Source organism: Mycolicibacterium arabiense (assembly GCF_010731815.2).
Taxonomy (GTDB): domain Bacteria; phylum Actinomycetota; class Actinomycetes; order Mycobacteriales; family Mycobacteriaceae; genus Mycobacterium; species Mycobacterium arabiense.
This window is the reverse complement of sequence record NZ_AP022593.1, coordinates 5,334,267-5,352,651: the sequence shown is the minus strand read 5'-3', so window position 1 is coordinate 5,352,651 and position 18,385 is coordinate 5,334,267. Positions and strand designations below refer to the sequence as shown.

General features: G+C 69.5%; 21 protein-coding genes. 8 read left to right on the top strand and 13 right to left on the bottom strand.

Features of this window, described 5'->3' with window-relative positions; translation table 11 throughout:
- Positions 1-15 precede the first annotated feature (15 nt).
- Positions 16-225, bottom strand: coding sequence for a hypothetical protein (locus tag G6N61_RS27505; protein ID WP_163923964.1), 210 nt, complete (start codon positions 223-225; stop codon positions 16-18).
- Positions 226-369: 144 nt separating this feature from the next.
- Between G6N61_RS27505 and G6N61_RS27500 the strand changes: the two genes are divergently transcribed.
- Together G6N61_RS27500 and G6N61_RS27495 are read left to right on the top strand one after the other, a co-directional pair.
- Positions 370-1,293 (top strand): AIM24 family protein, encoded by a 924-nt coding sequence (locus tag G6N61_RS27500; protein ID WP_170314495.1) that lies wholly within the window; start codon positions 370-372, stop codon positions 1,291-1,293.
- Between the two features lie 3 nt (positions 1,294-1,296).
- Positions 1,297-2,862: a class I adenylate-forming enzyme family protein gene (locus tag G6N61_RS27495; RefSeq protein WP_163923960.1), complete on the top strand. Its 1,566-nt coding sequence runs from the start codon at positions 1,297-1,299 to the stop codon at positions 2,860-2,862.
- Between the two features lie 21 nt (positions 2,863-2,883).
- On the opposite strand, the gene G6N61_RS27490 is transcribed toward G6N61_RS27495, so the two are convergent.
- The 3 genes from G6N61_RS27490 to G6N61_RS27480 are packed head-to-tail and all read right to left on the bottom strand — an operon-like array spanning position 2,884 to position 4,094.
- On the bottom strand, positions 2,884-3,264 hold the full coding sequence (locus G6N61_RS27490) for a DUF4267 domain-containing protein (RefSeq protein ID WP_163923957.1): 381 nt from the start codon (positions 3,262-3,264) through the stop codon (positions 2,884-2,886).
- A 19-nt stretch (positions 3,265-3,283) separates the two neighbouring features.
- Positions 3,284-3,601 carry an NIPSNAP family protein gene (locus G6N61_RS27485; RefSeq protein WP_163923954.1) on the bottom strand — a complete coding sequence of 106 codons (318 nt, stop codon included), beginning with the start codon at positions 3,599-3,601 and terminating at the stop codon, positions 3,284-3,286.
- A 16-nt stretch (positions 3,602-3,617) separates the two neighbouring features.
- Positions 3,618-4,094, bottom strand: coding sequence for a DUF1772 domain-containing protein (locus G6N61_RS27480; protein WP_163923951.1), 477 nt, complete (start codon positions 4,092-4,094; stop codon positions 3,618-3,620).
- Positions 4,095-4,190: 96 nt separating this feature from the next.
- Between G6N61_RS27480 and G6N61_RS27475 the strand changes: the two genes are divergently transcribed.
- The 3 genes from G6N61_RS27475 to G6N61_RS27465 are packed head-to-tail and all read left to right on the top strand — an operon-like array spanning position 4,191 to position 7,172.
- Complete coding sequence (locus G6N61_RS27475; RefSeq protein ID WP_163923948.1) at positions 4,191-4,763, top strand: TetR/AcrR family transcriptional regulator; 573 nt, start codon at positions 4,191-4,193, stop codon at positions 4,761-4,763.
- A 37-nt stretch (positions 4,764-4,800) separates the two neighbouring features.
- Positions 4,801-4,998 carry a heavy-metal-associated domain-containing protein gene (locus G6N61_RS27470; RefSeq protein WP_163923945.1) on the top strand — a complete coding sequence of 66 codons (198 nt, stop codon included), beginning with the start codon at positions 4,801-4,803 and terminating at the stop codon, positions 4,996-4,998.
- Positions 4,995-7,172, top strand: a complete 2,178-nt coding sequence (locus G6N61_RS27465; RefSeq protein WP_163923942.1) for a heavy metal translocating P-type ATPase — start codon at positions 4,995-4,997, stop codon at positions 7,170-7,172. Before G6N61_RS27470 ends, G6N61_RS27465 begins: the two co-directional genes overlap by 4 nt.
- Before the next feature lie 6 nt (positions 7,173-7,178).
- Here G6N61_RS27465 and G6N61_RS27460 read toward each other — a convergent pair whose 3' ends face one another.
- Genes G6N61_RS27460 through G6N61_RS27440 form a run of 5 tightly spaced genes read right to left on the bottom strand, consistent with a single transcriptional unit; the run spans position 7,179 to position 12,190 of the window.
- The gene (locus G6N61_RS27460; RefSeq protein ID WP_179973534.1) at positions 7,179-7,793 is read right to left on the bottom strand and encodes a GIY-YIG nuclease family protein; all 615 of its coding nucleotides are present in this window, start codon (positions 7,791-7,793) and stop codon (positions 7,179-7,181) included.
- 24 nt (positions 7,794-7,817) lie between these two features.
- A complete protein-coding gene (locus G6N61_RS27455; RefSeq protein ID WP_163923936.1) occupies positions 7,818-8,954 on the bottom strand; it encodes an adenylate/guanylate cyclase domain-containing protein in 1,137 nt (378 codons plus the stop codon).
- A 4-nt stretch (positions 8,955-8,958) separates the two neighbouring features.
- Positions 8,959-10,248: a helix-turn-helix domain-containing protein gene (locus G6N61_RS27450; protein WP_163923934.1), complete on the bottom strand. Its 1,290-nt coding sequence runs from the start codon at positions 10,246-10,248 to the stop codon at positions 8,959-8,961.
- A 55-nt stretch (positions 10,249-10,303) separates the two neighbouring features.
- On the bottom strand, positions 10,304-11,116 hold the full coding sequence (locus tag G6N61_RS27445; RefSeq protein WP_163923923.1) for an acetoin reductase: 813 nt from the start codon (positions 11,114-11,116) through the stop codon (positions 10,304-10,306).
- A gap of 27 nt (positions 11,117-11,143) precedes the next feature.
- Entirely contained in the window at positions 11,144-12,190 is a 1,047-nt protein-coding gene (locus G6N61_RS27440; RefSeq protein WP_163923902.1) for a 2,3-butanediol dehydrogenase, read from the bottom strand.
- A gap of 95 nt (positions 12,191-12,285) precedes the next feature.
- Between G6N61_RS27440 and G6N61_RS27435 the strand changes: the two genes are divergently transcribed.
- Positions 12,286-14,103, top strand: coding sequence for a flavin-containing monooxygenase (locus G6N61_RS27435; protein WP_163923899.1), 1,818 nt, complete (start codon positions 12,286-12,288; stop codon positions 14,101-14,103).
- A 61-nt stretch (positions 14,104-14,164) separates the two neighbouring features.
- Here the strand turns inward: G6N61_RS27435 and G6N61_RS27430 are convergent, their stop codons facing one another.
- Positions 14,165-14,431, bottom strand: coding sequence for a ribosomal protein L7/L12 (locus tag G6N61_RS27430; protein WP_163923896.1), 267 nt, complete (start codon positions 14,429-14,431; stop codon positions 14,165-14,167).
- A 32-nt stretch (positions 14,432-14,463) separates the two neighbouring features.
- Between G6N61_RS27430 and G6N61_RS27425 the strand changes: the two genes are divergently transcribed.
- Positions 14,464-14,955, top strand: a complete 492-nt coding sequence (locus tag G6N61_RS27425) for a DNA-deoxyinosine glycosylase (RefSeq protein ID WP_163923893.1) — start codon at positions 14,464-14,466, stop codon at positions 14,953-14,955.
- An 80-nt stretch (positions 14,956-15,035) separates the two neighbouring features.
- Positions 15,036-15,968 carry an alpha/beta hydrolase gene (locus G6N61_RS27420; RefSeq protein ID WP_163923890.1) on the top strand — a complete coding sequence of 311 codons (933 nt, stop codon included), beginning with the start codon at positions 15,036-15,038 and terminating at the stop codon, positions 15,966-15,968.
- On the opposite strand, the gene G6N61_RS27415 is transcribed toward G6N61_RS27420, so the two are convergent.
- The 3 genes from G6N61_RS27415 to G6N61_RS27405 are packed head-to-tail and all read right to left on the bottom strand — an operon-like array spanning position 15,965 to position 18,312.
- Positions 15,965-16,786: an AraC family transcriptional regulator gene (locus tag G6N61_RS27415; protein WP_163923887.1), complete on the bottom strand. Its 822-nt coding sequence runs from the start codon at positions 16,784-16,786 to the stop codon at positions 15,965-15,967. The genes G6N61_RS27420 and G6N61_RS27415 overlap by 4 nt on opposite strands.
- A 9-nt stretch (positions 16,787-16,795) precedes the next feature.
- A complete protein-coding gene (locus tag G6N61_RS27410; protein ID WP_163923885.1) occupies positions 16,796-17,686 on the bottom strand; it encodes an SDR family NAD(P)-dependent oxidoreductase in 891 nt (296 codons plus the stop codon).
- On the bottom strand, positions 17,683-18,312 hold the full coding sequence (locus G6N61_RS27405; protein ID WP_407666326.1) for a TetR/AcrR family transcriptional regulator: 630 nt from the start codon (positions 18,310-18,312) through the stop codon (positions 17,683-17,685). Before G6N61_RS27405 ends, G6N61_RS27410 begins: the two co-directional genes overlap by 4 nt.
- Between the last annotated feature and the right edge of the window lie 73 nt (positions 18,313-18,385).

The window sequence follows — 18,385 nt, the reverse complement described above, 5'->3', positions numbered from 1 at the left end:
GCGTAACGGGTTCGATCAGCGCCGCTTGAGGCCCGCGTACAGCGCCGCGCCGCCGCCGAGCACCAGCGCGACCAGTACCAACGCCGCCCAGCCGGGGCCGGCGAGCACCCACACGACGCCGGCCAGGAGCAGCGCCGGTGTCGTCAGGAAGAGCACCATTCCGGGGTGTTGCTTGACGACCGCGAGAGCACCCTTGGCGCGGGTCGGATCGATTTCGTTCGGCATGCCAGCAGCATGCCAGCTGACGTGGTGCTACCGGGCGCGAAGACCTCCGGGAGCCACACCGTCGCGACGGGTTGCCCTAATGTTCTAGATCAGTGCGCAGGAGGCACGTTCGATCCACCGCAATCAATCTTCGAGGAGAGACCGGTGACTGGACCCGGAGCAGGCAGTTGGCAACCCGACCCCGAGGGTCGTTTCGATTACCGCTGGTGGGACGGCCGGAATTGGACCGACCAGGTGTCACACCAGGGCCGTAGCGGCACCGCTCCGCTGGGCGGCGGCGCACCCGCGGGCCAGCAGGGTGCCGAACAGCACGGCGGACAGCCCGCCGCTCACCAGGGAGGGCAGCACGAGCGCCCCGAGCCGCAGGCCATGCCGCAGGCGACGGCCCAGGGCGATGGCTTCGCAGGCATCACCGGCGATCTGGTCGACGGCCGCTTCAGCGAGAAGGAAGCCAAGGCGATCGCCAACCAGAACACCAAGCTGCTGCGGGTGCGGCTCGGTGAACCGTTCATGGCGCGGCAGGGCTCGATGGTCGCCTACCAGGGCAACGTCGACTTCGCGTTCGAGGGCGGCGGCGCCGGGAAGTTCCTCAAGAAGGCGCTGACCGGTGAGGGGCTACCACTCATGCGCTGCCAGGGCCAGGGCGACGTCTTCCTCGCCGAACGCGCCTACGACGTGCACCTGCTGAACCTGAACAACTCCGGACTGTCGGTCAGCGGCAAGAACGTCCTGGCGTTCTCCTCGAGCCTGGACTGGAACATCGAGCGAGTGAAGGGCGGCAGCATCGCCACCGGCGGCCTGTTCAACACGACGCTGCGCGGCACCGGATGGGTGGCGATCACGACCGACGGTCCGCCGGTGGTGCTCGATGCCGCCGAAGCGCCGACGTTCGCCGACACCAACGCCGTCGTCGCATGGTCGGCCAACCTGCAGACCCAACTCAAGACGACGTTCAAGGCCGGCGCACTGATCGGCCGCGGTTCTGGTGAGGCACTGCAAGTCTCGTTCCACGGCCAGGGCTTCGTGATCGTTCAGCCGTCCGAGGGCATCCAGATCCCGGTGCAGTAGTCCATGGCGGACGGAGTCTGGAGTTCCGAGGCCCGCGCCGGCTCCTACGGCGGGCACGACGGCATCGTGTACGAGAGCGGCCCGTCGACGTTCGACGGCCTTCTCGCGGGCACCGAGGTGTGGACCGACCGCACCTTCCTGGTGCACGGCGAGCGCCGGGTGTCGTTCGCGGAGTTCCGCGATGCCGTGCGGGCCTGCCGATCGATCCTGACGTCACGCGGCGTCGGTGTCGGTGACCGCGTCATGGTGTTCGGCTACAACTCCCCGGAGTGGGTCGTCGCGCTGTGGGCCACCTGGCTGGCCGGGGCCGTGCCCGTGTTGGCCAACCGGTGGTGGAGCCCCGCCGAGATCGAGCACGCCGTCACGCTGCTGGCGCCCGCGCACGTCCTGACCGACACCTCGCTCGACGTTGCCGTGCCAACGAGCCCACTGTCCGACCTGACGGCAGCGTTCGACGAGCCCGCGATCGACGCGGCATCGGTGCCCCACACCGACCCCGACGCCACCGCGCTGGTGCTGTTCACGTCGGGCAGTTCGGGGATGCCAAAGGCGGTCGAACTGTCGCGACGCGCGGTGATCGCCAACCAGCACAACATCTTGGCCCGCAACCGGCGGTTCCCCCACCTCCTCGACGGTGACTCCCCACAGGCCGTCAGCCTCGCGACGACGCCGATGTTCCACGTCGGTGGTCTGTCCAGCCTGCTGACCCACACGCTCACCGGCGGCCGAATCGTGATGATGCAGGGGCGATTCGACGCGGGCCAGATCCTCGGGCTCATCGAACGCGAGCGCATTCAGATCTGGGGTGCGGTGCCCACCATGGCCGTTCGACTGCTCGCGCATCCCGACTTCGACTCCTTCGACCTGAGCAGCCTGAAGTCGTGGCCGCTGGGTGGCGCACCGGTGTCGACCGACCTGCTCGACCGCATCCGGGAGAGGCTGCCGAATCTGCGGTCGCGAGGGCTCAGCAACACGTGGGGCATGACCGAGGCGGGCGGCTTCCTGACCGCTGCCGACGCCCGCGACCTGGCCGCGCACCCGGGGACCGTCGGGCGACCCTATGGCGTCGTCGAATTGCGCATCGCCGATCCGGACGCCAAGGGCGTCGGCGAGGTGCTCGCGCGATCACCCACCGTCATGAACGGCTACGCGGGCCTGCCCGACGACGACACAGTCGACGCCGAAGGGTGGCTGCGCACAGGCGATCTCGGCCACCTCACCGAGGACGGCTACCTCTTCATCGACGGCCGCGCGAAGGACGTCGTCATCCGCGGCGGCGAGAACATCGCGTGCCCGCACGTCGAGGCCGCCATCGCCACCCATCCCGCGGTCGTGGAGGTCGCTGCCCTCGGCGTGCCGCACCCGGATCTGGGCGAGGAGCTGGTGGCCGTCGTCGTGCACCGACCCGACACCGGTGCGCCCACGCCCGATGCCCTGGCCGCGCACGTGACCGGCACCCTGTCCTACTTCGCGATACCGACGCGGTGGGAGATCCGCTCCGAGCCGTTGCCCACGCTGGCAGGCGAGAAGGTCGACAAGAAGAGGTTGGTGCGCGAGTTCGGCATGTGAGGACGCTCAGGGCTTTGGGTCTCAGGGGATGAGCAGCAGCGCGGCGGTCACCAGCATGACGGCGGCGGTGACGCCGTGGACGCCCCAGGCGATCGACCTCGAGCCGCCGCCGCGGAGCACGATGGCCGTGTCGGCGAGTGGAATGATGGTGGCAGCCAACACGACCCAGCCGAGTAGGTGCGTCGCACCCGAGGCCATCAGGATGAAGACGAACAACCCCGATGCGATGTCGCGGACGCCCTTCACGCTCGCGTAGGCACGCGCCGCCGGCTCGGCCAGATCCAGTCGAACGCCGTAACCGGCAGCGGCGGTGTCGGGCGCCACGACGAAGCGTGCGCCGATGAAGACGATGGCCGCGCCGATGAGTCCGGCGAGCACGTAGGCGATGGTGGTGATGGTCATGTCGGTGGCTCCAGGGTCGTCAGTGGATGGGTGAGAAGGACGTTGGGTCGAGCAGCACCGTCGCGACGTCGACGATGTCCGCGGGATCGAAGCCGGCCATGTCGGCGCCGAACTCCGGGCTGGCCATGATCTGGCGCGTGAGTAGATCGGGATCGACCCCGGTCGGATAGCTAATCAGCGCGACGAGCCGGTTAGCGTTGCCGTGTCGCTCGGTCCACACGCCATGGGTGGTGACCCCGAACGCGGCGAACGTCTCGAGGTGGCGTGCCCAGTGCACGGTCGCGTACCGGTGCAGCGCGTCGGGCGATCGCAGCGTGTAGGTCCTGAACTGAAACATCCGATGTCCCTTCTCGTTAGACGATCAGCGCCGCGCACAGCGCCGCCACTGCGAGACCTTGCAGTGCGGCACGCAGGCCGATGATCCGGTCCCAGTCATGCTGCAGCGCACGGCCGTTCGGCAGCGCATCCCCCGTCTCCGCAGCTGCCGTCAGTCGCCGGTTGATGGGTGCGCTCACCGTGGCGTAGAGCGCGATCCACACCAACAGCAGGACCAAGGCGGTGGCGGCAGCGATCGCCTGTGCCCAGTGCGCGGACACGACGGCGGCCCCTACGGCCGCTGCGGTGGCGAGGATTCCGAGCGCACCCGGTGCGGGCATGCGCCGGTCGCCGTACCGATGCACGCGTCCCATCACCGCGACCAGCGCGCGGTCGTCGACCGCGGCGAGTGCCGGTCGTAGCACGATCGCGCAGAACACGTCGGTGCCGTAGACCACCGCGGTGGCCAGCACCGCGATCAGCGCGGCGGCGCGAATGGTGATTTCCCAGTCCATGTCGGACTCCTTCGGTCGAGGTGTTAGCAACGCTAACCCTTCGCATCTGCGTCGTCAATAGCAGCGCTAGCACTTCTAGCGGTGCTATTGTGTGGCATGCCGATCGACGAGCGCCGCGAGCGCGAACGGGCTGCCCGCAGGCGGTTGATCGTCACGACGGCCCGCACGCTGGCCGAGGCCGAGGGATGGGACGCCGTCACCACGCGGCGACTCTCGACCGAGATCGAGTACAGCCAGCCCGTGCTCTACAAGCACTTCAGCGGCATGGACCGCGTCGCGGAGGCGGTGGCCCTCGACGGCTTCGCCGAACTCGCGGAAGCGCTGCGGGCCGCCCGTACCGGAGCAGACGCACCGGTAGACGTGCCCCTCGCACTCGGTCGGGCGTACCTCGACTTCGCCCGCGACAACCCAGCCGTCTACGACGCGATGTTCACCCGGGCCACCGCCCTGAGCTTCGCCGCGGAGGACACGCCGCCGCCGCTGGTCGAGGCATTCGCCGAGTTCCGCCAGGGCGTGACCGCGGGCGCCGACGACCGCAACGCGGACGACCGGTCCGAGGTGTTCTGGGCCGGGTTGCACGGCCTGGTCACCCTCACCCGTGCCGGGCGACTACGCCCCGGCCATGAAGCGGAGCGCCTGCGACTGCTCGTCGACGGGCTCACCAGGTAGGCTCTACCCATACCCCCTATGGGTATACACTCGAGCCATGAGCATGGTTATCGAAGTGAGCGGCATGACGTGCGGCCACTGCGTCTCGGCGATCACGTCAGCGGTATCGGCGCTGCCCGGCGTCACGGGAGTCGACGTCGACCTCCAGGCGGGTTCGGTGCGGATCGAGGGTACGCCCGACGCGGGTGCCGTCACCGCCGCGATCGAGGACGCCGGATACGACGTCGCGGCATGAGCACGTCCAGCGTCACGCTCGACGTCGGCGGGATGACCTGCTCGTCGTGTGCCGCTCGAATAGAGAAGCGGCTCAACAAGATCGACGGCGTGGAGGCAAGCGTCAACTTCGCCACCGAACAGGCTGCGGTTCGGTTCCCCGACACCGTGACACCCGACGACCTGGTCGCCGCGGTGCAGGCCACCGGCTACACCGCCACGCTGCCGACCACCGAGGACGTCGAGCCCGGTACCGACGAGTCGTACCTACCCCGCCTGGCGGTGTCGACGGCCCTCAGCGTCCCCGTGCTCCTGCTGTCGATGGTGCCTGCACTGCAGTTCACGAACTGGGCCTGGGTCGCGTTCGCGCTCACCACGCCCGTCGTCGCCTGGGGTGCGCTTCCGTTCCACCGCGCGACCTGGACGAACCTGCGCCACGGTTCGGCCACCATGGACACCCTGATCTCGGTCGGGGTGCTCGCGGCCTACCTGTGGTCGACGTGGGAGCTGGTCACCGCCGGGTCCCATCACCCGCACCTCTACCTCGAGGTCGCCGCCGTCGTCACGACGCTGGTGCTGACGGGGCGGTTCTTCGAGTCACGCGCGAAGCGGCAATCCGGTGCTGCGCTGCGGGCGCTGCTCGACATGGGCGCCAAGGACGTCGCGGTCGTCTCCGACGGCGTCGAGACCCGAGTGCCCATATCGGCCCTCGCGGTGGGTGACGAGTTCCTGGTGCGCCCCGGGGAGAAGATCGCGACCGACGGCGTCGTGGTCAGCGGGACGTCCGCGGTGGACGCCGCGCTGCTCACCGGTGAGTCCGTGCCGGTCGAGGTCGAACCCGGCGACGACGTCGTCGGCGCCACCGTGAACGTCGCGGGCTTGTTGCGGGTGCGCGCCACCCGCGTCGGCACCGACACCGCGCTGGCCCAGATGGCCCGCCTCGTCGCCGAGGCGCAGAGCGGCAAGGCCGACGTCCAGCGGCTGGCCGACCGGGTGTCGGCGGTGTTCGTGCCCGTGGTGATCGGCCTCTCGGCGCTGACGCTCGTCGGATGGCTGGTGGTGGGCGGTTCGGCGAGCGCGGCCTTCACCGCCGCCGTCGCAGTCCTGATCATCGCGTGCCCGTGCGCGCTTGGCCTGGCGACGCCGACGGCCCTGCTCGTCGGCACCGGCCGCGGCGCCCAGCTCGGCATCCTGATCAAGGGCCCGCAGGTCCTCGAGTCGACCCGTCGCATCGACACCGTAGTGCTCGACAAGACCGGCACGATCACCACGGGTCGCATGACGGTCGTCGCGGCGTACCCCGCCGACCCCGAGCTGCTCGAATTGGCGGGCGCCCTGGAGAGCGCGTCGGAGCATCCGATCGCACGCGCCATCGCTGCACACGCCGCCAATGCCGTCGGACCGCTGTCCGGGGTTACCGACTTCGCCAGCCACGGCGGGATGGGCGTCACGGGCACCGTGTCGGGCCGACGCCTGGTGGTCGGCCGGTCGACCTGGCTGCGCGACGCGCACGGGCTGAGCGCACCACCGGATCTGCAGCAGGCAGCCGAGGACGCCGAGCAACGCGGCCAGACACCGGTGTGGCTGGCCGTCGACGACACGATCAGCGCCGTCTTCGTCGTCGCCGACGCCGTCAAGGAGTCTGCGGCGCAAGCCATCTCGAGCCTGCGCGACCTTGGCCTGACCCCGATCCTGCTGACCGGCGACAACGAGCGCGCGGCGCGCACGGTCGCCGCCTCGGTCGGCATCGACGACGTCATCGCCGAGGTGCTGCCCGCCGACAAGGTCGACCACGTCAAGAGATTGCAGGCCGACGGCAAGGTGGTCGCGATGGTCGGCGACGGCGTCAACGATGCCGCTGCGCTGGCCCAGGCCGACCTCGGGCTCGCCATGGGCACGGGCACCGACGTGGCGATCGAGGCATCGGACCTGACCCTGGTCACCGGCGACCTGCGCGCGGTCCCCGATGCGATTCGTCTGTCGCGGGCCACCCTGCGGACCATCAAGGGCAACCTGTTCTGGGCGTTCGCCTACAACGTGGCGGCCATCCCACTGGCGGCGTTCGGGTTGTTGAACCCGATGATCGCTAGCGCCGCAATGGCATTCAGCTCGGTGTTCGTCGTCACCAACAGCCTGCGGCTGCGCCGGTTCACGCCAGGGCGAGCGAAGCGACGGGGAGAAAATCCGGCGAGGTAGCCGGCGTCACCACTCCTTGAGGATGCGTTGCTTGTTGGCTGTCACTTCCGCTTGCCGCCGCAGCCGCTTGAGTTCTGGGAAGAAGGCGTTGTCCTTGTTCTCCGGTTGCAGGTTCAGCGGCAGGTCGAGCGTCGCGACCAACTGCTCCTCGAGGAGCCACGGCTCTTCGTGGACCACCCACGATACGAGGGCGTTCTCGGCCATCCAATGGGTGAGGACCGCCTCCCCACCGGCGAAGCTGCGGCGGGTACCCGAGCCGATGCGGCGCAACCGGAAACCCAACTCGTCACCGAGTAGGACGCCGAGCGTCTTGCGCAACGTCGATCCCTCGGCGTCCGCGTTGCCTGCGCCGTAGTGGTAGCGGATGCGCTTGCGCAGATCCTGCTTGCTCGGCGGCTTCCCGTTGGTCGGCGGCCGCGTGGGGCTGATCCCCACGTAGAGCAGCGTCAGGCCGTCGCGCTGCTCGCAACCGGACGTGTCGATGGCTCCCGGGATGGTCCGGAACCACCAGCCCTGGACACCCGGTTCCTCGGGTACGGGGCTCGGCTCGGCGAACACCTTCTCCCGCGTAACCGGCCGCGCGGCAAGGAAGTCCGCGGGGCTTGCTCTGCGGTCACGCATACCTGCTCCCATCGTCGAGTATGTTCATGACTGTGCGGCCCGCCTGGCGCGGAACAGCTTCACGTCGTCCTTGATGTGCTTGAGCTTGCGCGCACCGGCGAACGACCAATTGAAGCGCGGGTCGTCGCCGATCGCCTCGCGCGTCGCCTCGTCGACCAGGATCGCGCCCGGCCGCGCCGCGGTCGTCACGCGCGCCGCGAGGTTGACCGACCCGCCGAACCAATCCCCCGCGCGGCTGACCGCCAGCCCCGTCGCCAGACCCGTGCGCAGGCGCGGGAAGTCCTCGATGGCTTCGGTGGCCTCGACGAGTGAGAGCATCGCGTCGAGCATCGCCGCCGGGTCGGTGCTCACCAGCATCACCTCGTCGCCGATGCTCTTGACGTACCGCACCGGCGGCTCGGCCACCTCACGGGCGACGTCGGTCAACCGGTGCGCGAGCTGCTCGAGGTCCTCCGGCGGCACCACCTCGCCAAGCCGGGTGAAGCCGACGAGGTCGGCGAACGCGATCGTCACCTCGCGCGCGCCGGGCAGCGGGATCCCCTCGGCGCGCTCACCCGCGCTGACCGCCTCGGTCTCCATCAGATGCAGCAGCTGCAGTCGGAGCATGTCGGCGATCATCGGGCCCAGCAGCGGCGCCACCTTGAGCAGCAGCGACTCGGTGCGCTGGGCGACGTCCAGCTCGGTGGTCCCGGGTTGGCTCACCGCCTGCAGCGCCGCGTAGCGCATGACGTCGGCGGCGCGGGACAGGCCCTCGGTGAGCACCTGGACGACGAGCACGATCTGGTCGGGCGTGAACCCCAGCTCGACGAACTGCTGCGCATACGACAGCGCATCGCCGTCGATGCGCATCTGCACCTCGGCGTCGGGGTCGTCCACCCGCGGCAGCCCGCTGGCGCGTTGCAGGCGTTGCAGCAGCTCGAGATCCATCCCGGTCCGCTCGCTGATCTCCCGGGAGGAGACCAGGTGACCGTCGTCGCCGAGGATGCGTCGCGACGCGAGCAGCATCGGCTGATAGGCGTCGCGGATCTGCTCGACGGTCACCCCCTTGCTCAACAGCCAGGGGATGAGTTCGGCACGCTCCTGGCGAGCCTTGCCCTCGAGCCCGTCGAGCAATCCGGACGCCTCGACGTCGAAGGAGTCGATGTCGAAGTCGGCCGTCACGGGGTCAACGTATACCGCGGACCGCGCGAATGGCCGGAGCGGTCGACGCGGGCAGCACCGTCGCCATGTCGTCGGGGTAGACGAGGTCGACGACCGCGGACTCCGGGAAGCGGTAGGGCTTGCCGAGCACCAGCCCGACGTACTGCCTGCGCAGTCGCGACATCTCGGCGCGCACGGTCACCACCCGCGACCGGTCGCCGTAGAGGTCGTCGGCCAACTCGGGCGCCGAACGGCCTGCGCGGTGCGTCGCGAGCACGTGCAGGATCTCGGCGTGCCGCGGCGAGATGTCCCGCCGCCACGTGCCGAACTGGCCGACCACGTCGAGGACCGGCGCGGCGCCGTCGCGCAGATCGAGCGTCACCCGCGAGGGCACGGCGGCCTCGTCGCCGTCGGTCTCGGCGAGGCGGACCAGCCAGCCGCCGGGCAGCGACTCGAGATCGCACGCGCCCAGCGACGGTATCCAGGCGCGTCCGGGAGTGACGCTGCGCGGCAACGGGATCCGGTTGTGCGGGGGCAGCGAGTCGACCGCGGCGACCCAGCCGTCGGTGTCCACCGCCAGCGCGGGTCGCCCGACGCGGGCCAGGATCGGGGCGGCGACGGTGCGCAACCGGTTCAGCGTCCGGTCGTGCACCTCGCGCAACTGCGACTCTGCGAGGCGGGCGACGAGGTCGACGAGCGCCACCGTCGTCGGGTGCACCGTCGCCGCGGGGCCCGAGACGTCGACGATGCCGACCACCTGACCCGTGCGGGGGTCCTTGATCGGGGCGCCCGCACAGGTCCAGGCGTGATGGCTACGCAGGAAGTGCTCGGCGGAGAACACCTGTACCGCCCGGTGCGAGGCGAGTGCGGTGCCGATGGCGTTGGTGCCGACGGCGCTCTCGCTCCACTGGGCGCCCTCGACGAAGCCCAGCCGGTCGGCGTTGGTCAGCACCCGCGGCGAGCCGTAGCGCCACAGCACCCGGCCGCGGGCATCGGCGACGACGAGGATGTTGTCACCGCCGTCGATCACGGAGTCGAGCCCGCGGGAGACGTCGTCGAGCACCGCGAATAGCCCCGAGGCATGGCGCAGCGCGTCCAGGCCGCTGCTGTCGACGTCCGGCGGGTGGTGGTGATCGGGGTCGATTCCCTTGTTCAGCAACCTGTTCCAGGAATCGGCGATCACCCCGCGCGGCCGGGCGGGTGACCGATGCCCCGCCATCGTGGCGTCGTAGACCTCGGACAGCAGCATGGCGTAACTGCGCGGGTCGTCACCCGCGGCCACGGCGGGTTCCGGCGTCACCGATGAGGAAGGCATCGCCCTCGATTGTGCGCCACGTCACACTCGCTGTCACACCCGGTCCGCCAAGCCGTCATCGATAGACCATGCCGCCGTCGATCAGCCCAGCCTGGCCCGTCATGTAGTCGGCGCCCGGGCCGGCCAGGTAGGTCACGAACCCCGCCACGTCCTCGGGTGTCTCGGACCGTCCGAGCGCGATCGTGGCGGAGAACTTCTCGAACGTCTCGCCCTCGGCCGCGCCGGTCAGTTCCGCGAAGCGCCTGTCGATGTCGACCCACATGTCGGTGCCCACGACACCTGGGCAGTACGCGTTGACGGTGATGCCGTCGGCGGCGTGTTCCTTGGCCGCGGCCTGGGTCAGCGCGCGCACGGCGAACTTCGTCGCGCTGTAGGGACCCAGCATCGCGAACCCCTCGTGGCCGGCGATCGACGACGCGTTGACGATCTTGCCGATCCTCCCCCGGCGCTGGTCTTGGAGTTCCGCGAACTTCGCGACCGCGGCCTGGATGCCCCACAGCACCCCGTCGACGTTGATCGCCCACAGCCGCGCCAAGTCTTCCGGCGTCACCTCCGCGATGGGACCGACGAGGGCGATGCCCGCGTTGTTCACCATCACGTCGAACCCGCCGAGTGCGGACGCGGCGTGGTCGACGGCGGCGAACACCTGCGCACGGTCGGACACGTCGGCGACGAAGGTGGTCGCCTTCGACCCGAGTGCGGCGACCTCGGCGGCGACGGCGTCGATCCCGTCCGGGTGGACGTCGACCAACGCGACGTCGGCCCCGTGGCGAGCGAGGTCCAGCGCGATGCCGCGCCCGATCCCGCGGCCCGCACCCGTGACCAGGGCGACGGTGTCGACGAGCGGCACTTCGATGGTTCGTGTCATGACAGACCCCTTCGGTGGGTGGTGAACTCAGGCGGACGGGTCGACGAGGACCTTCATCTTCGTTCCGGCGTGCAGGGCCTCGAAGCCCTCGTCGATGACGTCGTCGATGGCGATCGGCGTCACCCACCCCGTCGTGTCGTATACGCCGCGCGACATCAGATCGATGACCGCGGCGAAGTCGGGCGCGGTGTAGCAGAGCGACCCCTGGATGCGGGATTCGTTCATCACCAGGTTGAGCAGCGGTGTGGTGAGTGGCTTCTCGTAGATCGCGACGCTGACCATCGCCCGGCGGGCGCCCACGCACGCCAGCGCCGTCTCGACCGCGGGCGCGACCCCGGCCGCGTCGTACACCGCGTCGGCGCCTCGACCGCCGGTGTGTTCGGCGATGAAGGCCGACACGTCCAGGCCGGTCGGATCGAGCGTCCGCGCACCGAGAGCCTCGACCGCCGCGCGCCGCGTCGCCGACGGCTCGACCACGAACACGTCCTCTACTCCCTTGCCGCGCAACGCGAACCACAGCCCGATGCCGATCGGGCCCGCGCCGAACACCATCGAGGTGCCGTCGGCGTTCGGCTCGCCGAGGGTGGCGGCGTGATACGCCACCGACATCGGCTCGACGAGCGCGCCCAATTCGAGCGACACGTTGTCCGGCAGGCAGTGCAGCATGTCGGTCGGGACGACGGTGTACTCCGCCATGCCGCCGTCGGACATCAGTCCGTGAAACCCGATCTGGGCGCAGATGTTGTAGTTGCCCGCCCGGCAGGCAGGACAGTGCCCGCAGCGGTACAGCGGCATGATCGCCACCCGGTCGCCCTCGGCCCAATCGGTGACACCCGACCCGACCGCGGTGATCGTCCCGGAGAACTCATGGCCCATCGTCAGCGGCATCTGCTGTCCGGTGAGCGGGTGCGGCTCGGTGGGCACGAAGATCGGGCCCGCGTAGTACTCGTGCAGGTCGGTGCCGCAGATCCCGTTGAATCCGACCCGGACCTTGACGGTGCCCGCCGTGGGTTCGGGTTCGGGCACGTCCTCGACCTCGAGCTTGTTCGGTCCGTAGTACACAGCTGCTCTCATGCCGTCGTTTCTATGTGACCTGGCGCACAGCCGTAAGAGTTGCAGGGGGTTGCAGCCCTTGTGGAGGTTGGCTCCCACGGTGTGTCCTGGCTCACATGACATCAACGCTCGAGACCACCACCGACCTCACGGCGCAGGAGCGCATCGACGCCTGGCTGCGCGACTTCGAGCTGGCCCTGGCGTCGCGCGACGTCGAACGTGCCGCGGCCAAGTTCGCCCTCGACTCGTACTGGCGTGACCTGGTGTCCTTCACCTGGAACCTCAAGACCGTCGAGGGCCGCGATGCGATTGCGGACCTCATCGGCGAGCGCGCTGCCGCGACCGACGCGACGAACTTCCGCACCCGCGAACCCGCCAGCGACGACGGCGACGGCATTACCTCGGCGTTCATCGAGTTCGACACCGCCGTCGGCCGCGGCACCGGACACCTGCGGCTCAAGGGTGATCAGGCGTGGACCTTCCTCACCGCGCTCCAGGAACTCAAGGGGCACGAGGAACGCAAGGGCGCCTCCCGCGTGCTCGGCGCGGTGCACGGCAGCGACGAGGACACCCGGTCGTGGGCACAGAAGCGCGAGGACGAACTCGCCGCACTGGGCTATACCGACCAGCCCTACGTCGTCGTAGTGGGTGGCGGTCAGGGTGGCATCGCGCTCGGTGCGCGACTGCGGCAACTCGGCGTGCCCGCGATCGTCCTCGACCGCCACGAACGGCCCGGCGACCAGTGGCGCAACCGCTACAAGTCGCTGTGCCTACACGACCCGGTCTGGTACGACCACCTGCCGTACCTGCCGTTCCCGCAGAACTGGCCGGTGTTCGCGCCCAAGGACAAGATCGGCGACTGGCTCGAGTTCTACACCCGCGTCATGGAGGTGCCGTACTGGTCGAAGACGTCGTGCCTGTCGGCGTCCTATGACGAGGCCGAGAAGCGCTGGACCGTCGAGGTCGACCGCGACGGCGAACGCGTGACCCTGCGACCCGAGCACCTCGTGCTGGCCACCGGCATGTCGGGCAAGCCCAACGTCCCAACGCTTCCCGGCCAGGACGTCTTCCGCGGCGATCAGCACCACTCCAGCGCGCACCCCGGGCCGGACGGCTACGTCGGCAAGCGCGCCGTGGTCATCGGCTCCAACAACTCGGCGCACGACATCTGCAAGGCGTTGGTGGAGAACGGCATCGACACCACGATGGTGCAACGGTCCTCGACGCACATCGTGAAGTCCGACTCGCTGATGGAACTCGGCCTCGGCGACCTCTACTCCGAACGCGCCGTCGAGTCGGGCATGACCACCGAGAAGGCCGATCTGACGTTCGCGTCGCTGCCGTACCGGATCATGCACGAGTTCCAGACCCCGATCTACGACGCGATCCGCGAGCGGGACAAGGACTTCTACGACCGGCTGACCGCCGCCGGCTTCGACCTCGACTGGGGTGACGACGGGTCGGGCCTGTTCATGAAGTACCTGCGCCGCGGGTCGGGCTACTACATCGACGTCGGCGCCTCCGACCTGATCGCCGACGGCACCATCAAGCTCGCCCACGGCCAGGTCGACCACCTCACCGAGGACGCCGTGGTGCTCGCCGACGGCACGGTGCTGCCCGCCGACGTCGTCGTCTACGCCACCGGCTACGGCTCGATGAACGGCTGGGCCGCCGACCTCATCGGCCAGGACGTCGCCGACAAGGTCGGCAAGGTCTGGGGCCTGGGGTCTGGCACCACGAAGGACCCCGGCCCCTGGGAGGGCGAGCAGCGCAACATGTGGAAGCCGACCCAGCAGGAAAACCTGTGGTTCCACGGCGGCAACCTGCACCAGTCCCGGCACTACTCGCTGTACCTCGCGCTGCAGCTGAAGGCTCGCCACGAGGGCATCCCCACACCCGTCTACGGGTTGCAGGAGGTCCACCACCTCAGCTGACCAGGTGATTTCGGCGCGCTCGTCCGCGATCAGCGCGGGTGAGCGCGCCGAAATCGCACGTTCAGAGGCGGTCGACGGCGTCCTTCGCCTCCTTGAGCCCGATGCCGGTCTGCTCGCGCAGCAGCTTGATGGCCTCCAGCTTCTTGCCCGCGGTGACGAGCGCCCGGACCTCGGCGCTGATCCACCCGTCGTGGAACTCCCCCGCCGGCGTCGGCACCGTGCGGTCGATGCCGGCATGGGAGAGCGCGCGTTCGAGCGCCACGACGCGCTGCTCGAGTGCGTCGACCCGGCGCTGAAGGTCGTCGTCGGAGCCGCCAAAGAGTGCCATGCCCGACATCCTGGCTCATCTACCCTCGTGAGATGACGGACTCCCCGGAGCCGATGCGCGTGGGGTTGCCGCCCATCGTCGGGCCGCATCCCCGAGTGCTGGTGCTCGGCTCGTTCCCCAGCGAGCAGTCGTTGGCGACGGGTCGCTACTACGCCAACCCGCGCAACCAGTTCTGGCGACTGCTCGGCGCGGTGCTCGGCTTCGACGCCGAGGCGCCGTACGACGCCAGGATCGCGGCCGCCACCGAGCACGGCGTGGCGCTGTGGGACGTGTTGCACAGCTGCCGCCGGGCCGGCAGTCTCGACGCCCGCATCGATCGAAATACGGCCGTGGTCAACGACATTGGGGCGCTGCTGGCCGACCACCCCGGCATCGACCGGATCGTCGTCAACGGGTCGGCCGCGCTGGAGTTGTTCGAACGTCACGTACGGGTGGACGTGCCCGCCGTACGCGTCCCGTCGAGCAGCCCGGCGGCGACCATGGCGTTCGACGCCAAGCTCGCGCAGTGGCGGGGGCTGGCCTGACAGCACCTTGGTAGTGCCGAGGGGTTCCGTCGATCGGCCTCGGCGAGTAAAACGGATTCATAACCAGCCTCGTCAAGAAAATGCTGGGCATCGGCCTGGCGTTCGTCGTCACGGCCGGACTCGTCGGCATCACGAGTCCGGCACCTGCGCAGGCGTTCTCGCGCCCCGGTCTTCCGGTCGAGTACCTCGACGTGCCGTCGGCGGCGATGGGCCGCAACATCCGCGTCGAATTCCAGGGCGGTGGCCCGCACGCGGTGTACCTGCTCGACGGCCTGCGGGCGCGCGACGACAACAGCGGCTGGGACATCGAGACCCCCGCGTTCGAGTGGTTCCTCGACTCGGGCCTGTCGACCGTGATGCCGGTCGGCGGCATGTCGAGCTTCTACGTCGACTGGTACCAGCCGGCCGTCGGCAACGGCACCACCCAGACCTACCGGTGGGAGACGTTCCTGACCCAGGAACTTCCCGCCTGGCTCGAAGCCAACCGCGGCGTCTCGCGGACCGGCAACGCCGTCGTCGGCCTGTCGATGAGCGGCGGCACCGCACTGAACCTCGCGACCTACTACCCCGACCAGTTCCGGTTCGCCGCATCGCTGTCGGGCTTCCTGCACCTCTCCGACGGGTTCTGGCCGACGCTCGTCGGCCTGGCGATGAACGACGCAGGCGGCTTCAAGGCCGACGCCATGTGGGGTCCGCCCAGCGATCCGGCGTGGGCGCGCAACGACCCGACCGTGAACGTCGCGAAGCTGGTGGCCACCGGCGCCCGCATCTGGGTGTACTGCGGCAACGGCACGCCCAGCGATCTGCCGGGTGCAGTGGCGGGCCTGCCGCAGCAGTTCCTCGAGAGCTTCACCCTCGGGTCGAATCGCGACTACCAGAACGCCTACCTCGCCGCGGGTGGCGCCAACGGCACGTTCAACTTCCCGCCCAACGGCACCCACTCGTGGCCGTACTGGGGTCAGCAGTTGCAGCAGATGCTGCCCGACATCCAGAGCACGCTCGGCGTCCGCTAGCGGTGCCGCGCGGCGTACTCGCCGGGAGTGCAGCCGAGCATCGACCGGAAGTCGTTGATGAAGTGCGCCTGGTCGTACCAGCCGTGGCCGACGGCAAGGTCGGCGAAGTCGAGCGCCGGGTCGGTCTCGATCGCCAGCGCCGCCTGCTGCAACCGGTAGCGGCACAGCACCCACTTCACCGGCACGCCCACGTAGCGGCGGAACACCCGCTGGGTGGTGCGCGCACTCCACGGCGAGACCGCCATGACCTGTTCGACGCGGTGCAGTCCGCCGTCGTCGCGCATCCGGTTCATCAGCCCGGTGAGTGCGTCGTAGGTCGGATCGGGCACCGGGTGGTGACGGGCGATCGCCTCGTCGAGCGCTGCTGCAGCCGCATCGCGGTCGTCGGCGAGACCTAGTGCGTTGCCGAAGATCTCGTCGTCGAGACGCACCGTCCGGCCGGTATACGTGGCGGCATCACGGTCGAAGCGGGCGGCGAACCCACCCGGCCGGAACCGCACGCCCACGACGGCGCCGCGCCCGGTCAGCGTCGTGGTGAACACCGTGTCCACGACGCCGTGGATCAGCGTGGCGGGCAGCCGGTGGCCGTGCCGGGTGCCGTCGGTCCCCCACTCGTGGGTGAGATGCATGCTCGGAAAGGTGATGACCATGCTCTCGAATGGCTCGCCGCCTGTGCGGTCCCACGTGACCGACCAGAAGTGCTCGACCCACCGCGCCGCCTCGTCGGACGGCGCCCAGCGGTCGAGGTCGAACGTCGACGCGGTGGCCGCACGCCCCACGACGCCGAGCTGCGGGGCGGCGGTGGGTTCGGCAGGCACCCACCGAGCCTACGAGCCGACCAGCTGCTCGCTGGTGGTCCACAGATCCAGGGCCTTGGTGGCGTCGTAGGAGTCCTCCGACGAGCGGATGGCCTTGGCGCCCTCGAAGTAGGCGCCGGTGACGCCCTCGAACGACGTGTCGACGGCGAGCGCAGCCAGACGCCGACCCGATCCGCGGGCGCTGTTCACGTTGGGCAGCACGCGCAACACCGGAAAGACGTAGTCCCAGACGAACTTCAACAGCGGCCCGTACTCGCGCGCGAGCCCGGACCCCGGCATGAGACCGGGATCGAAGGCGGTGACCGTGATTCCTCGGGCGCCCTGTTCGAGCCGGCGGTCCAGCTCGTAGGCGAAGAGCACGTTGCACAGCTTCGACGTCGTGTAGAGGCGGCGTCCCTCGCCGGGAGTGGATGGGTGCGCCAGGTCCTCGGCGGAGGTGTACACCGGCTTCGGCATGCCGGTGAACTTCGCCGGGTCGTGGGTCCCGCTGCTCACGACGACGATGCGGGCTGGCGCCTCGAGGTGCTCGAGCAGGCCGCGAACCAGCGCGAAGTGCCCGAGATGGTTGACGCCGAACGTCATCTCGACGCCGTCGGCCGTGCGTTGGGTGCCGTCCACGACCTGCAGACCGGCATTGCACACGACGGCGTGCAGAGGTGGCAGGCCAGCGGCGGCGAACGCCTCGACGAACTCCCCGACCGAGGCCAGCGAGCCGAGATCGCACCGCATCACCGTGCACCGTTGAGTTGCACCGAGTTCGGTGACCGCCGCCTCGCCGCGGCGCGGGTCGCGCACCGCGAGGACGACGTGCCACGATTCGTCGCGCTCCAGGATGCTGCGCGCACACTCGAGGCCCAGCCCCGCGTTGGCGCCGGTGATGATCACGGTGCGGTCGTTCATCGTTCCTCCAGCAGGATCGGGATGAGTGCGGTGACGGCTTGGAACAGCCGCCGGTACATCCGGTCGACGTCGGTCGAATTGGGTTCGAGGTGATCGGCGAAGAACACGCCGTCCGACAGCGCTACTGCCAGCGCCGTGAGTTCGTCGACCACCTCGTCGGCCCGGTCCGGTGGGGCATCACTGGGCATCACCGAGGCGATGACGGCGCGGAACCCCGCGATGGCGGTGTCGCGCACGCGGCGCACGACCGCGGTGACAGCTGGGTCGTCGCTGCGTTCGAGCGAGAGCACGAAGAACAACCGAAGGAAGTCGGGGTGCTGGGCGAGAAGCCCTGCCGTGACGGCGAGTTGCGCTGCCACGTCGGTCGGACCCGGCCCGTCTGTGCCGTGGCCGGGGATCGCGGCGAAGAACCGGTCGGCACCGCGTTCCATCACCGCGGCCAGGACGCCTTCCTTCGAGCCGAAGTGCCAATAGATGGAACTGGCGGGCAGCCCGCAGGCGGAGCGGATGTCGCTGATGGACGTGGCGGCATAGCCACGGGTGGCCATCAGCCGCTCAGTGGCGTCGAGGATGAGTTCGCGTGAACTCTCCCCCTGCTGCTGACGCCTGGTCCTCGACACTGCCACGGCATTCCTGTCTGTAAGGATCGTTACAGACACGGTAGCACGTCCGCGTGTGACGCGTTTTTCCAAGCCCACG

What these genes read in the sequence shown, in the direction of transcription:
- G6N61_RS27505 (WP_163923964.1), bottom strand. Translation starts at nt 225, where the DNA reads ATGCCGAACGAAATCGATCCGACCCGCGCCAAGGGTGCTCTCGCGGTC.
- G6N61_RS27420 (WP_163923890.1), top strand. Translation starts at nt 15,036, where the DNA reads ATGCTGGGCATCGGCCTGGCGTTCGTCGTCACGGCCGGACTCGTCGGC.
- G6N61_RS27495 (WP_163923960.1), top strand. Translation starts at nt 1,297, where the DNA reads ATGGCGGACGGAGTCTGGAGTTCCGAGGCCCGCGCCGGCTCCTACGGC.
- G6N61_RS27485 (WP_163923954.1), bottom strand. Translation starts at nt 3,601, where the DNA reads ATGTTTCAGTTCAGGACCTACACGCTGCGATCGCCCGACGCGCTGCAC.
- G6N61_RS27490 (WP_163923957.1), bottom strand. Translation starts at nt 3,264, where the DNA reads ATGACCATCACCACCATCGCCTACGTGCTCGCCGGACTCATCGGCGCG.
- G6N61_RS27425 (WP_163923893.1), top strand. Translation starts at nt 14,464, where the DNA reads ATGACGGACTCCCCGGAGCCGATGCGCGTGGGGTTGCCGCCCATCGTC.
- G6N61_RS27465 (WP_163923942.1), top strand. Translation starts at nt 4,995, where the DNA reads ATGAGCACGTCCAGCGTCACGCTCGACGTCGGCGGGATGACCTGCTCG.
- G6N61_RS27410 (WP_163923885.1), bottom strand. Translation starts at nt 17,686, where the DNA reads ATGAACGACCGCACCGTGATCATCACCGGCGCCAACGCGGGGCTGGGC.
- G6N61_RS27460 (WP_179973534.1), bottom strand. Translation starts at nt 7,793, where the DNA reads ATGCGTGACCGCAGAGCAAGCCCCGCGGACTTCCTTGCCGCGCGGCCG.
- G6N61_RS27445 (WP_163923923.1), bottom strand. Translation starts at nt 11,116, where the DNA reads ATGACACGAACCATCGAAGTGCCGCTCGTCGACACCGTCGCCCTGGTC.
- G6N61_RS27480 (WP_163923951.1), bottom strand. Translation starts at nt 4,094, where the DNA reads ATGGACTGGGAAATCACCATTCGCGCCGCCGCGCTGATCGCGGTGCTG.
- G6N61_RS27450 (WP_163923934.1), bottom strand. Translation starts at nt 10,248, where the DNA reads ATGCCTTCCTCATCGGTGACGCCGGAACCCGCCGTGGCCGCGGGTGAC.
- G6N61_RS27435 (WP_163923899.1), top strand. Translation starts at nt 12,286, where the DNA reads ATGACATCAACGCTCGAGACCACCACCGACCTCACGGCGCAGGAGCGC.
- G6N61_RS27430 (WP_163923896.1), bottom strand. Translation starts at nt 14,431, where the DNA reads ATGGCACTCTTTGGCGGCTCCGACGACGACCTTCAGCGCCGGGTCGAC.
- G6N61_RS27470 (WP_163923945.1), top strand. Translation starts at nt 4,801, where the DNA reads ATGAGCATGGTTATCGAAGTGAGCGGCATGACGTGCGGCCACTGCGTC.
- G6N61_RS27440 (WP_163923902.1), bottom strand. Translation starts at nt 12,190, where the DNA reads ATGAGAGCAGCTGTGTACTACGGACCGAACAAGCTCGAGGTCGAGGAC.
- G6N61_RS27475 (WP_163923948.1), top strand. Translation starts at nt 4,191, where the DNA reads ATGCCGATCGACGAGCGCCGCGAGCGCGAACGGGCTGCCCGCAGGCGG.